The organism is Streptomyces sp. NPDC051018, from assembly GCF_044456085.1.
In the GTDB taxonomy this organism is placed as follows: domain Bacteria; phylum Actinomycetota; class Actinomycetes; order Streptomycetales; family Streptomycetaceae; genus Streptomyces.
This window is the reverse complement of record NZ_JBITFN010000003.1, coordinates 39,759-51,999: the sequence shown is the minus strand read 5'-3', so window position 1 is coordinate 51,999 and position 12,241 is coordinate 39,759. Positions and strand designations below refer to the sequence as shown.

At 70.6% G+C, this 12,241-nt stretch carries 10 protein-coding genes; 5 read left to right on the top strand and 5 right to left on the bottom strand.

Annotated elements, in window-relative coordinates; translation table 11 throughout:
- Positions 1-31: 31 nt before the first annotated feature.
- Positions 32-1,108 carry an LLM class flavin-dependent oxidoreductase gene (locus tag ACIBCM_RS06615; RefSeq protein ID WP_399240849.1) on the bottom strand — a complete coding sequence of 359 codons (1,077 nt, stop codon included), beginning with the start codon at positions 1,106-1,108 and terminating at the stop codon, positions 32-34.
- 133 nt (positions 1,109-1,241) lie between these two features.
- Positions 1,242-1,502 (bottom strand): 3,4-dihydroxy-2-butanone-4-phosphate synthase, encoded by a 261-nt coding sequence (locus ACIBCM_RS06610; protein ID WP_399241262.1) that lies wholly within the window; start codon positions 1,500-1,502, stop codon positions 1,242-1,244.
- 361 nt (positions 1,503-1,863) lie between these two features.
- Here ACIBCM_RS06610 and ACIBCM_RS06605 point away from each other — a divergent pair, with 361 nt between their 5' ends.
- The 5 genes from ACIBCM_RS06605 to ACIBCM_RS06585 all read left to right on the top strand — a co-directional run bounded on the left by ACIBCM_RS06605 (position 1,864) and on the right by ACIBCM_RS06585 (position 8,128).
- Complete coding sequence (locus ACIBCM_RS06605; protein ID WP_399240848.1) at positions 1,864-3,519, top strand: amidohydrolase; 1,656 nt, start codon at positions 1,864-1,866, stop codon at positions 3,517-3,519.
- Between the two features lie 853 nt (positions 3,520-4,372).
- Entirely contained in the window at positions 4,373-4,720 is a 348-nt protein-coding gene (locus ACIBCM_RS06600; protein WP_399240847.1) for a YciI family protein, read from the top strand.
- A complete protein-coding gene (locus ACIBCM_RS06595) occupies positions 4,714-5,889 on the top strand; it encodes an RNA polymerase sigma factor (RefSeq protein WP_399240846.1) in 1,176 nt (391 codons plus the stop codon). The genes ACIBCM_RS06600 and ACIBCM_RS06595 overlap by 7 nt, the downstream gene beginning before the upstream one ends.
- Positions 5,890-6,722: 833 nt before the next feature.
- Positions 6,723-7,280: a carboxymuconolactone decarboxylase family protein gene (locus tag ACIBCM_RS06590; protein WP_399240845.1), complete on the top strand. Its 558-nt coding sequence runs from the start codon at positions 6,723-6,725 to the stop codon at positions 7,278-7,280.
- Positions 7,277-8,128 carry an RNA polymerase sigma-70 factor gene (locus tag ACIBCM_RS06585; RefSeq protein WP_399240844.1) on the top strand — a complete coding sequence of 284 codons (852 nt, stop codon included), beginning with the start codon at positions 7,277-7,279 and terminating at the stop codon, positions 8,126-8,128. Before ACIBCM_RS06590 ends, ACIBCM_RS06585 begins: the two co-directional genes overlap by 4 nt.
- A 182-nt stretch (positions 8,129-8,310) precedes the next feature.
- On the opposite strand, the gene ACIBCM_RS06580 is transcribed toward ACIBCM_RS06585, so the two are convergent.
- The 3 genes from ACIBCM_RS06580 to ACIBCM_RS06570 all read right to left on the bottom strand — a co-directional run bounded on the left by ACIBCM_RS06580 (position 8,311) and on the right by ACIBCM_RS06570 (position 12,184).
- Complete coding sequence (locus tag ACIBCM_RS06580; RefSeq protein WP_399240843.1) at positions 8,311-9,633, bottom strand: MATE family efflux transporter; 1,323 nt, start codon at positions 9,631-9,633, stop codon at positions 8,311-8,313.
- A gap of 119 nt (positions 9,634-9,752) precedes the next feature.
- The gene (locus ACIBCM_RS06575; RefSeq protein ID WP_399240842.1) at positions 9,753-10,775 is read right to left on the bottom strand and encodes an LLM class F420-dependent oxidoreductase; all 1,023 of its coding nucleotides are present in this window, start codon (positions 10,773-10,775) and stop codon (positions 9,753-9,755) included.
- A gap of 77 nt (positions 10,776-10,852) precedes the next feature.
- Positions 10,853-12,184 carry a YcaO-like family protein gene (locus tag ACIBCM_RS06570; protein WP_399240841.1) on the bottom strand — a complete coding sequence of 444 codons (1,332 nt, stop codon included), beginning with the start codon at positions 12,182-12,184 and terminating at the stop codon, positions 10,853-10,855.
- Positions 12,185-12,241: the final 57 nt, after the last annotated feature.

Below are 12,241 nucleotides of genomic sequence, written 5' to 3'. Positions count from 1 at the left end.
CCAGGTGATGTATTCGAAGGGGGACCGCACGTCACGCCGTTCCGGCCGGCCAGTTCTTGATCTCGGGGAGGACCTTGTCGGCGAACAGCCGCATGCTGCGGCGGGCCTGCTCGATGTCGATGTCCCCGAAGTTCACCGCCACCCCGAGCTCGAAGTCACCCAGCAGCTCGCGCCGCCGCGCCAGCTGATCGACGATCCGCTTCGGATCCCCCCACAGATTGGCGCTCAAGTAGCCCTCGAAGGACGCCTCCTCAGTGGTGCCCCGCATCGCCTCGGCCACGCCGGCGTAGTGCGCGTACGACCCGAGCATCTCCTTGAAGTGGTCGCTCAGCAGCTCGTAGTGCCTCAGTACCGAGACGAAATAGTTGCGGTGGTGGACCCGCGCCAGCTCCTCGGCGCGCTTGTCGTCGTCATGGCAGACCATGACATCACCGGTGATCAGCGGCGGCGCCACGGTGCCGTGATGGGCGGCGAAGCTCTCGCGGTACCGGCGCACCTCGTCGACGACGGTCTCCCACGGCGCCGCCCCGAACTTCATCGCGCCCAGGCCCAGCCGGGCCGCCACGTCGATGGACGCGGGTGAGGTGCCGACCATGTACGAACGGCCCGCGAAGGACTGGAAGGGACGTGGCCGCAGCTCGGCGCGCGGCTGGACGTAATGCGGCCCGCTGCCCTCGATGAAACCGCTCTCCAGGGCCTCGAGCACCATTACCGCGGCCTCGTCGAAACGATCACGGGACTCGGCCATGTCCTGCCGGAACGCGTCGAACTCCCGCCGGGCCAGGCCCCGCCCCAGGCCCAGGACGGCCCGACCGCCACTGAGGTGGTCGAGCATCGTGATCTTCTCCGCGACGCGGACGGGGTCGTTCCAGGGCAGGATGAACGCCGCCGGGAACAGCTCGATCGTGGAGGTCCTGGCCGCGACGTAGCTCAAGAACTGCGCGTTGTCGGGACAGAACGCGTAGTCCGTGAAATGGTGTTCGACCGCCATGACCCGGTCGAACCCCATCGATTCCGCGTCGAGCGCCAGCGCCAGTTCGTTCTCGTACACCTGCACGTCGCTCAAGGAACTGTTGCCCGCGAACATGCACAGGAGGTTGACCCGCATACGACATCTCCTCATTTTCCGCGCCGGCCGGCGAAGGTGGCCGGCGCGTCGGCTCGGCCCCAACAATCGCAACGCGCTGTGTTCGGCTGCTACGGGAGATGTCCCCTACCGCTACGCATTCCGGGCCGGGAGATCATGCGGCGCCCGGGCCGTGCCGACGGCGTCGGTCCACGATCTCCGGCACCGCCACGACACGGAGACCGTGTTCCCGGGCGAATGCGATCAGTTCTTCCCGGCCAGTCGGCTTCCGTGGGTCGTCGCGTGACACCAGACCGCACAACGCGCCGACCGTGCCGACCGGGGCCAGTCCGGATAGTCGCGCGACGCCGACGGCGGCTTCCGGGAAGTCGGCCCGCGCGTATGCCGGGCGACCGTGCGAGAAGCCCCGGGACACCAGGAGAACCCGGGGATCGCGGTCGGGTCCCCCGTCGTGGTGTGGCCGATCACGGTCCGTCGCCTCCGCTTCGGACCTGCCGCGCACGTGCCGCTCCCGGCCGTCGTGCGATCACTGCTGGTCGCGGCCCGGCGAGCGTCAACAGGGACTTCGGCGAGGGTGATTCGGGACGCGACCCGGGGATTCCATCACCGTGATCGGCTACACCACTCGGCGGGACGCCATCGGGATCGCTCGTCGCCACCTGCTGGAAACGGGCCCGCGGAGCGGGTACGCGGACGGGTATTCCTCCCGTTTCCGCCACCGTCCGAGCCGGTCATCATCGTCGGATCGCCAGTCGCATTCGGAAGGACGGTACTGCGTGCAGATCGACACGATCTACACCAACGCCCGGGTGACCACACTCGACCGCTCCCGGCCGCGGGCGCGGCGGATCGGCGTACTGGCCGGTCGGATCGTCGGCCTGGACGAGGAGCTCGACGGGGTCAGTGCCGCCCGGATGGTCGACCTCGGAGGCGCGCCGGTGGTGCCCGGCTTCAACGACGCGCACTACCACCTCAGCGCGGCCGGCACGGCGTTGCTGCGCATCGACCTGAGACCGGACACCGCGCCGACCCTCGACGTGCTGTACCGGCGGGTCGCCGAGCACGCCGCGCAGACGCCGCCCGGCGACTGGGTGCTCGGGGTCGGGTACGACCAGAACAAGCTCGGCGCACACCCGGACCGGGAACAGCTCGACCGTGCCTGCGGACCTCGCCCCGCCCTTGTGCTGCACTGCTCGGGACATCTCGCGGTCGCCAGCTCCGCCGCGCTCGCCCGGATGGGCATCGGCACGGCGCCGCCCGTCACGCAGATCGCGGGCGGGACGATCGATGTCGACGAGACGGGACGTCCCACGGGCCTGCTGGCCGAGGCCGCCGTCGACGTCGCGCTCGAGGCCGTCGGCCCGATGTCCGCGGAGCAGTTCGCGGTGGCGATCGGCCGAGCGGCTCGCCAGGCCGTCGCGTCCGGCATCACATCGGTGACCGAGCCGGGCATCGGAACGACCGGGCTGCTCGGCAACAACTGCGCCGACCTGGCTGCGTTCGCCGAGGCACGGCGGCGCGGAGAGCTGTGCGTCCGGACGAGCGTGATGCCGTCCGCCGACGTTCTCCACGAGATCACCCCGTTCGAGGACGGCCGGCCCTGGTTCGGCCTCGACCTCGGTGTGGCGAGTGGGTTCGGTGACGAGTGGCTGAAGGTCTCGGCGGCCAAGTTCATGGTCGACGGCTCGCTCATCGGTCGCACGGCCCATCTGTCGGAGCCCTACGCGGACACTCCGGGCGGATCCGGCTACCTCCGCGAGGGACGCGAGGTCGTCATCGAGCGCATCGTCAGGGCCCATGAGTTCGGCTGGCAGATCGCTGCCCATGCGATCGGCGACGCCGCGATCGACCTCGTCCTCGACGCCTACGAACAGGCGCAGCACCGGCACCCCCGCCGAGATCCCCGACACCGCATCGAGCACTGCGCGGTCACCCGGCCCGATCAGCTGCCGCGCATCGCGACGCTCGGCGCCGTCCCGGTACCCCAGGGGAGGTTCGTCCACGAGATCCGCGACGGGATGATCCAGGCCCTCGGGGCGGCGCGCACCGCATGGTGCTATCGAGGACGGTCCTTCCTCGCCGCGGGGACGGCGCTGCCGGGCAGCAGCGACTGCCCGGTGGTAAGCGGTGAGCCGTTGCGCGGCATACACGCCATGGTCAACCGGCGAACGTCCGGCGGGCAGCCACTCGGCGAAGCAGAGGCCCTGACTCCGGTGGAGGCGCTGCACGCCTTCACCATCGGATCCGCGTTCGCGGCCCACGAGGAGGGCAGCAAGGGAGCTCTCACACCGGGACGGTTCGCCGACTTCGTCGTCCTCTCGGACGAACTCCTCGAGGTCGCCCCGGACCGGATCGATCACCTGCAGATCGGGGCGACCGTCGTCGGTGGCCGGGTCGAGTTCGACGACGGCGCCCTGGCCCGCGAGCTCTGAGACGAGCCGGGAAGTCGTCCAGGGCCTGGCCGATGCCGGGAACCCGGGGATCGCCGGGCAGATCGACCGGCTCGACGTCGTCCACACCACAGATCCCGACTACCCGGGGACCTCGCCGTCGCCCGCCTGCGCCGGGACGGTGTTCCTGCGGGGACCGCGGCGGCGGTTCACGCGGTGCGGCATCCGCCGGTATGGGACGCAGACACCCTGATCGCCACCGTCACCCCCCTTCCTTCAACGCGCAGTTTGCGCCCTGCTCGATCTCAGCCGCTGGGGCGTGGCCGTCCGCGGCGTCGGCGGACTGTGGGACGGCGATCGGGGGACGTGTCCCCCGTCGTGGTGTGGCCGATCACGGTCCGTCGCCTCCGCTTCGGACCCGTCCGGTACGTGCCGCTCCCGGCCGTCGTGCGATCACCGCTGGTCGCGGCCCGGCGAGCGTCAACAGGGCCTTCGGCGAGGGCGATTCGGGCCGCGACCCGGGGATCCCATCACCGTGATCGGCTATTCCACTCGGCGGGACGCCATCCGACCGGGTCACGCTGTCGGCGGCTGCCGCAGGAGTGGCATCCCCCAGTCGCGACCACTTCAGTCCCGCCCGCGGAGCGGCGGCCTCCTGTGGGGTCGGGTATCGCACGGAGTAGTCCTGATGCGCGGCAGGCCGGTTTCGAGGATGGCCGTGAGTTCGGGACATGCGATCCTCGGGGTTGCGTCGCCGGTCTTCCAGCGGTCACCAGGCGCGGTGCAGGGCGGGGCGGCGTGACGACGAGCCCATGATTGCCGGAGGCGGGTTGTCGATTTCCTGACGCGTCGTTCGTCTTGGTAGTGACCAACCGGCCGTGATGAGGAGCAAGTGATGAAGTACGTCGTGCTGATCTACCAGGGCACCGCGCAGGAGCGGCAGGCCGCGCTTTCCGAGGAGGAGCAGAAGCAGGTCTACGCCGACTACAACGGGATCAACCAGACGCCCGGCGTGACTCCCGGGCCGCCGCTGGGCCGGCCCGAGAATGCGACCACCGTGCGGGTCGAAGGCGGCAAGACCCTGACCACGGACGGTCCGTTCGTCGGAATGAAAGAGTCCCTGGGCGGAATCTTCGTCCTCGAGGCCGACGACCTCGACGCGGCCATCGAGTTGGCTGCCCGCGTCCCCGCGGCACGTTACGGTGGCGCCGTTGAGATCCGCCCCTCGGAAGTGTCTTGGTAACCACGCTCGACCAGGTCTTCCGTGAGGAATGGGGCCGCATCCTGGCCACCCTGATCGGCTTCCTCAGCGACTTCGACCTCGCAGAGGAAGCCGCGCAGGAGGCGTTCGCCACGGCCGCCGACCGCTGGCCGCGCGACGGTGTCCCCGGGAACCCGCGTGCCTGGCTGATGACGGTGGCCCGCAACCGCGCGACGGATCACATCCGTCGCGACAGGGCGCGCGCGGCCAAGTACGGCCTGCTCGTCGCGGGTGAGAGCGAGGAGGCGCCGATGAACGCCAGCACGTTTCCGGACGAGCGTCTGGAGCTCATCTTCACCTGCTGCCATCCGGCACTCGCTACCGAGGCGCAGGTCGCACTCACCCTGCGCACCCTCGGGGGGCTCACCACCGACGAGATCGCCCGCGCCTTTCTGGTGCCGGAGCGCACGATGGCACAGCGGCTGGTGCGGGCCAAACGGAAGATCAAGGCCGCGGGGATCCCGTTTCGCGTGCCGCCGGTCCATCTGCTCCAAGAACGTCTCGACGCCGTCCTCGCGGTCGTCTACCTGATCTTCAACGAGGGCTACGGCGGCCGGGACGAGCCGGCGGCGGAGGCGATCTGGCTGGGACGTGCGCTCGCCGGGCTGCTCCCGGACGACCCGGAGGTCCACGGCCTTCTGGCGACGATGCTCCTGCACGACTCCCGGCGCGAAGCGAGGGTGCGCGACGGGGAGCTCGTGCTGCTCGGCGATCAGGACCGTTCCCGGTGGAACCCCGACGCCATCGCCGGTGGCCGTGCCGAACTCGACCGGGCGCTCGCTCGGGGCGGCCGCGGGCCCTACGTCCTGCAGGCTGCCATCGCCTCACTGCATGCCGAGGTGCCGTGCGACTGGGCGCAGATCGCGGCGCTGTACGGCGAGCTCGGCCGGCTGACCGGCTCGCCGGTCGTGGAGCTCAACCGCGCCATCGCCGTCGCCGAGACCGATGGCCCCGAGGCCGGCCTGCGTATCGTCGGCCTGCTGGGCCTGGACGACTACCGGTACCTGCACTCGACCAGGGGCGAGATGCTGCGACGTCTCGGCCGTTTCGAGGAGGCGCGTGACGCATACCGGCGTGCCAGGGAACTCACTGACGACGGCGCCGAACGGCGCTTCCTCGAACGCCGGCTGACGGAGTTGGCAGGCATGTGAGGTTCGGGTTGGTCACCATGGCAGGTCCACTCCACCCGGCCCACCGCGTCGTGGCGGGCCGGGGCGGGTTTCAGTTGCCTCGCCCAGGTCCGGTCCGCTTCCCGGCGGGTGAACCGTTCGTAGACGGTCTGCCGGGGCCCGTACCGCTCGGGCAGATCACCCCACGAACCCCGGTCCCGGGGCCACTACAGGACCCCGTTGACCAACCTGCCGGTGATCACGCAACGGACGACTCCATCCGACGGCAGCGGGGGCTCTGTTCGCTCCCACGCCGCATCCGTCAACTCACCTCGGCCTGCCACAAGACCAATCATCAGAGTGCGCGTGCTCCGACTCCTGCGCAGGGTCCGTCACGAAGCGGCTCAGCCGGTAAGCGGTCGGCAGCGCAAGGCGCCCGCACAGCGTGTCGATCCGGATCATCGAACCGTCGACTCCCGCCTCCCGAAGACGGCTCAACCGCGTACGCAGCTCCGCCTGGTCCGGAGTCTCGACAACCACTTCCCACTGCCCCACGTCCGGCGCGGTGCGTGCGGCAAGCCGCTGCCGCGCGTCCTCTTGCCGTCGCCGTTTTCTCCCCTGCCCTGGCGCCTGCCCAGAATCACCGACCGGCGTCAGGACGGCAAGGGAAGGGGAACGAGCACGCACATCCCCGCTCGGTGATCATTTGTCAGTGGCCCTGAGGCCGCCGCGCCGCTTGCCTGTTCCGCGAGGCAGGCCGGGGGCATCGGATGTCACACTCCGGCGGGCTGCCTCGTCGTACTTCCAGAAGCCCTGGGAAGAGCCGGCTCGGCAGACGCCCGAGTCACGCGTACGACACGATGGAGAAAGCCGCCATGGCCCGAATCTCGCTCACCCCGCCCAGCACCCTGCTGAACCGCATCGGCGCCTGGTACTCCCGGCGCACCTACGGCAAGGTGCTCGACCCCGGTCTGGCCGTCGGCCACAACGCACGGGTACTGCTCACCTTTGTCCGGCAGGAGCGCGGTGCAGCGAAGTGGAACCGCCTCGACCCGGGCCTCAAGCACCTCGCGGTCATGGCCGCGGCAGCCAGGATCAACTGCTCATGGTGCATGGACTTCGGCCACTGGGAGGCCGACGCCCTCAGACTTCCGATGGACAAGATCTCCAAGGTTCCCCAGTGGCGCGACAACCAGGACGCCTTCACCGAGCTGGAACAGCTCGTCCTGAACTATGCCGAAGCCATGACCGAGACCGAGCCCCGCGTCACCGACGAACTCACCGCCGCCCTGATCCAGCGGCTCGGCGAGGCCGCCTTCGTTGAACTCACCGCCATGGTCGCCCTGGAAAACTACCGCTCGCGCATGAACAGCGCCTTCGGTCTGACGAGCCAGGGCTTCTCGGACACCTGCGAGGTACCGTCGCAGGCATGATCGACCTGGCCGTCTTCGAACAACACCGGCGCATGCTGTTCGGCATCGCCTACCGCATGCTCGGCAGTGTCGCCGATGCCGAGGACCTTGTGCAGGACACCTGGCTGCGCTGCAGCCGGGTACCCACCCCCGTGGACAACCCAGCCGCCTATCTGGCCCGTACGGTCACCAACCTCGCCCTCGACCGACTCACGTCGGCCGCCGCCACCCGCGAGCGGTACGTCGGCCCCTGGCTGCCCGAACCACTGGTCACACAGCCCGACGCGAGCCAGGAAGTGGAACTCGCCGAGTCGGTCTCCCTCGCCATGCTCGTCGTACTCGACACCCTCTCTCCACTGGAGCGAGCCGTCTTCGTGCTACAGGAAGTCTTCGGCTTCTCGCTCAAGGAGATCGCCGGAATGCTGGAGCGCAGCGAGGCATCCGTACGACAGGTCGCCCACCGGGCCAGGTCCCACATCCAGGCCCGCCGACCGCGCTACAGCACACCTGCCGAGGTGCGGCGCCGGATCACCGACGAGTTCCTGGCCGCCTGTCTCGGCGGCGACCTCAACCGGATGATGGAGCTGCTCGCCCCCGATGTGACGGCGTGGAGTGACGGCGGCGGCAAAGTGAAGGCCGCCGTCCACCCGCAACGCGGCGCGGAGAAAGTCGCCCGCTTCCTCACCGCCGTCCTCACCCAGCCGATGGACGACCCCAAACTGCACGCGGTCGACGTCAACGGCCGGCCGGGACTGCTGCTCACGGTTGCGGGCCGTCCGGACTCCGTCGCCTGTGTCGAGGTCGTGGACGCTCGGATCACCGAGATCCGCATCATCCGCAACCCGGCCAAGCTGCGACACCTGAACTGAGCTGCCCCGAACAGGGTCGGTGATCCAGACGATCGAGGCCCACATCTCTTCCCGGTCCCGACGTCGACGCCCCGGCGCCGGTGCCGGGACCGCCGCCCACCCGCCTCCCGGCCCGACCCCATGTCGAGCTCCGGGGTTGCCCCCATGCCCAGGCAGTGCAGGTGGTTGTCCCACGGTCACCGTCACGACGAGACGGGCGGGGAGGCGGAGGTGTCTGCCTCGGTGCTGTCGTGCTGCGGGTAGCGGTGCCGGTGGCGTCGGTGGAGCAGGAAGGCGTAGAGGGCGGCGAACGCCGTCCAGGCCGTGTACAGCCCGGGGAGGCCGAGGCCCGTGTGGACGCCGAGGATCCAGGCGACCGGGATGAGCAGCAGGTAGTCGGAGGTGACCGACGCGATCATCACTGATCTGGTGTCTCCGGCCGCCCGCAGCAGTGCGCCGAGCGGCATGGCGAGCGCCATGGGAGCCATGCTCAGCAGTGCCAGGGGCAGGGCTTCCCAGGCGCGTTCGGCGACGGTGGGGTCCCCTGTGACCAGCGAGATCAGTGGGCGGCCGAGGGCGAGGGCCGCGAGTGAGGGGAGGGTGAGCATGAGCAGCAGCAGTCTGGTGCCGGTGCGCCGCCAGACGTCGGCACGGAGGTGGTTGCCGCTGCCGATCTCCTGTGCGGCGAGGATCGTTACGGCTGAGGCCCCCGAGGCGAGGACGGTGAAGATCACGAGGAGGAGGTTGTCGACGATGCGGTAGGCCGCCAGGTCGTGGGTGCCCATCCGGGCGGCGAAGCCTGCGAGCAGGGCTTCGTTGAAGTAGCCGATGCCCAGGGTGCTCATTTCGGGCCAGCCGATGCGCCACAGGTCGCGGGTGATCTTCGGTGAGTCGCCGTCCGTGTCACCGGTGCGCCGGAGCAGGCGCGTGCGGCAGTACAGGAGCAGACAGCCGGTCCCGGCCGCGGTCGCGGCGAGGGTGGCGATGGCGGCGCCGGTGACCCCGAGGCCGGTCCGGAAGATCAGGAGCAGGCCGAGGGGGAGGTTGACCGCGTTGACCAGCAGGGCGGTGTACATCGAGACCCGGGTGGCGCCGATCCCGGCGCAAGCGCCTTGCAGGGTGAAGGAGACCGCGGCGACGGGCACGGCCCAGGCGAGCACGCGCAGATAGGCGGTACCCGGTCCGACCAGGTTGTCCGGGGCTCCGAGCAGGTTCAGTACGGGGGTGGCCGTGGTGTACAGGAGTGCCCCGACGGCGGTACCGGTGAGGATCGCGGTGATGGTGCCGGTCCGGACCACCCGGGCGACCTCGCCGGGGCGTCCTGCTCCATGGTGTTGGGCGACCTGTACCTGTACGGCGGTCGCCCAGCCGCGTACGACGATGAGGGCCACCAGGTACACGGGCGCGGCGAGCGCGAACGCGCTCAGTGCGCGGGTGGACAGCCGGGCGAGCATGACCGTGTCCACGATGTTCAGGGTGATCTGGGTGAGGCCGGCGATCAGCAGCGGATACGCCAGTGTCCACACCCGCCGTGCGGACGGGCGTGCGGGGTCGTGCCCGGTGGGTTCTCTCCCGGCGGGGACGGCTGGGGGGCTGTCCCCGCCGGGGTGTCCGTCCGGGGGGTGGGCGGTGTCGGAGCGGTCGTTCACAGCGCGCTCTGAGCCGCTTCCAGGAGTTCGAGGTCGCGGTCGAGGAGGATCAGGGTGTCCACGCGGGAGTCCTTCCAGGCGAGGATCCGGTCGGTGATCGCGGGAAGGGGCCCGAGGAGTGCTGCCTGGTCGAGGAGTGTGTCGGGGACGGCGGCGACGGCGTCCTTCTTGTGGCCGTCGGCGAGCAGTGTTCTGATCGTGCGTGCCGGGCCCTCGTATCCCATCTGGCAGGCCACGTCGAAGTAGGTGTTGCGGGCTCCGGGGCCGACCGCTCCGATGAGGTGGGCGAACAGGGGGCGCAGCGCGTCGCGGCCTTCCTGGAGGGTGTCGGCGCGGGCGACGTAGAGGATGGGGCAGATCCGGACGTCGCCGGGTTTGCGGCCGGCCCGGGCGAGGCCTTCGTCGAGCGGGCGGGTCAGGGCGGCTTCGTGCTCGGGCGCGTACAGAGCGCAGAGCCAGCCGTCGGCGACCTCGCCGGTCAGTGCCACGCTGCGGGGGCCGACCGCGCCCAGATAGAGCGGGATCGCGGTCCGCAGGGGAGCCATCTCCGACCTCACCGGGCGGGCGTGTCCGCTGGAGCCGGGGCCCCGGTAGGGGAGCTGGTAGACCTCTCCGTGGTACTCGACGCGTTCGGTACGGGCGACGGCCCGGCGCACGATGTCGACGTACTCGCGGGTCCGGCGCAGCGGTCTGTCGTACGGCTGGCCGTGCCAGCCTTCGACGATCCACGGGACGGACAGTCCGAGGCCGAGCCGGAAACGGCCACCGGAGAGCATGTCCAGGGTCATCGCGGTCATCGCGGTGGCGGCCGGTGTCCGGGCCGGGATCTGCATGATGGCGGTGCCCAGTTCGATCCGCTGTGTTCTGGCGGCGAGATAGCCGAGCACGCTGACGGCGTCGGGGCCGTACTCCTCCACGCTCCACACCGAGTCCACGCCGATCTGCTCGGCGCGCTCGACGATCGGCAGTACCTGCTCGATGGGTTCTCCGCCATAGCCCAGGGCCAGCCCGAGGCGCATACAGCGGCTCCTTCCTCGTACGGGGGATGGTCGGTCCGTGAGACGGCCTCATGACGGGTGGCTCCGGGCCGGCGGAGTCAGGCGAAGGGCAGGGGATCGCGCACCAGGTCCTCCTCCCGCAGCGGCCCGGGCACCCAGCCGCGGGCGGGCGGCTCCTCGTACAGCCGGCGTCCGCCGAGGAACGGGAAGGCGGCCGGCGCGTTGCAGCTGAGCCCGGGGACCAGGACCCGGACGACGTGCATACCGGCGGCCCGTACGTGCGGTGTCGTCAGGTCGACGGCGAGGGCCCGCAGCCCCTGTGCGGCGAGTTGCCGCAGACCTCCCGCAAGCCCGGCGCCGGCGGCCGGGGCCGGGGGGCGGACGGCGCCGGGTGCGCGCAGCCGGTCGAGCCGGGAGTCCTGCATGCCCGGGTCGAGATAGAGCTGCGGATGCAGCCGGACGTCGTTGACATCGCGCAGGTCGGGACGGAAGTCCTGTCGGTAGGCGCGGTCGGTTCGCTGGGGCCGGTAGGGCCGGTGGCAGATACGTCCGGCCCGGACGCCTCTCCAGAAGTCGCCGTCGTGGTCGAGTAGTTCGAGCCCGGTCTCGTGCATGCCGACCGCCTCGGTCAGTGCCTTGGCCGCCGCGGCCCCGGCGGTGGAGCGGCAGGCGCTGCCGAACGCGACGAGCCGTCGCGCCGGGTCCTCGATGAACGCGCCGACGACGGTGATGTCGAACGTCGAGGGGATGCGCTGGAAGGTGACCTGAAGGCCCGCGGTTCCCGCCTCGGCGACGGCGGCGGCGACCGGTCCTTTCGGGTCGGGGAGGAAGGCGGTGGCCCCCGCCCCGCTCAGCCACCACAAGGTCACCGCGTCACGCTCGAACACCTCTTCCAGGGCGGCGCTCAGTGCCCGTTCGTGGCTCGGTCCGGCGGCCGTGCCCGCGAGGAGCGGATAGTTGAGGGGCGGCTCGTGCGCGTGCGCGCCGCGGAAGTAGTTGACATAGGCCAGTGACGCCGGAACGAGGACCCGTTCCCCGTCGGCCAGGTCCGTGCCGGGCACCCAGGCGATCTCCAGATCGGGGGTCGGCGCCACGAAGGGGAATCCCCGGTGCGCGTACTGCGACGGCGAGTACAGGGCGAACTCGCGGGGATCCACCGCGACTTCGCCCGTACGGGTGAGCTGCCGGCAGGAGGCGGTGGGCAGCGCGCGGGGGACGGCGTTGCCGCAGTACCGCTCGACGGCCTCGCCCACGGCCGCTTCGCGCGCCTGGTCGTGGTCGCCGAGCGCGGCTCCGCCCGTGACGGTGTCGAGCACCCACGGCGCGAAGTCGGGGTGTGCCGACAGACGGGCGCTGTAGGAGACGCAGCTCGGCACGGTCTCCACCCGGGGCCGGTCGCGGGTGATCCGCTCGACCAGGTCTGGCACCACGGCGCTTCGTGTTCCTCTCCGGCGTTGGGGCGGCGGGGTCGCGGCGGGGGCGGAACG